The organism is Rhodosalinus sp. FB01 (assembly GCF_041365715.1).
In the GTDB taxonomy this organism is placed as follows: Bacteria; Pseudomonadota; Alphaproteobacteria; order Rhodobacterales; family Rhodobacteraceae; genus Rhodosalinus.
Genome location: NZ_JBGFSH010000069.1, coordinates 1 through 444, shown reverse-complemented (window position 1 = coordinate 444; position 444 = coordinate 1). Strand labels below are relative to the sequence as shown.

Annotated in this window: 1 protein-coding gene; it reads right to left on the bottom strand. The window is 70.5% G+C overall.

Going from position 1 to position 444, the window contains the following annotated elements; all coding sequences use genetic code 11:
* Positions 1-200: 200 nt before the first annotated feature.
* Positions 201-419, bottom strand: coding sequence for a hypothetical protein (locus AB6A65_RS16610; protein ID WP_115982104.1), 219 nt, complete (start codon positions 417-419; stop codon positions 201-203).
* Between the last annotated feature and the right edge of the window lie 25 nt (positions 420-444).

Sequence of the window (444 nt, the reverse complement as noted above, 5' to 3'; positions counted from 1 at the left end):
TGCGGTCCGCGCGCTGCGCGGCGGCGGCGAGGATCACGAGCTGGGTGTCGGAAAACTTGGTCATCTGGGGTCTCCGGTTTCGGGGCCGCGACCGTCGCGACCCTCCTACGACCCGTTCGCCCGACTTACGCGGCCCCACTGGGGCCACGGTTCGGGCTCACCGCGCAACGGCGCGGCGGGAGTTCCGGCGGGGCCGGAGGTCAGATCAGGCCGAGTTCGCGCAGAAGCGTGGCAGCGGCGGGCAGTCGATCCGTCGTCACGTCGATGGCGATGGTCATGCTGTCGGCGGTGAGGCGTGCGGGAATGTCCGCCTCCTCGCGGAGCGCGGCCCCGATCTCGTCGAGGACGACGGGGATGCGGCTGGCATCCCAAGGCTCGTTCAGGCTGCGGATGGCTATGCGGATGGTGCTGGTTTCCATGGTGCGCGCTCCCGTCACTCGGCGT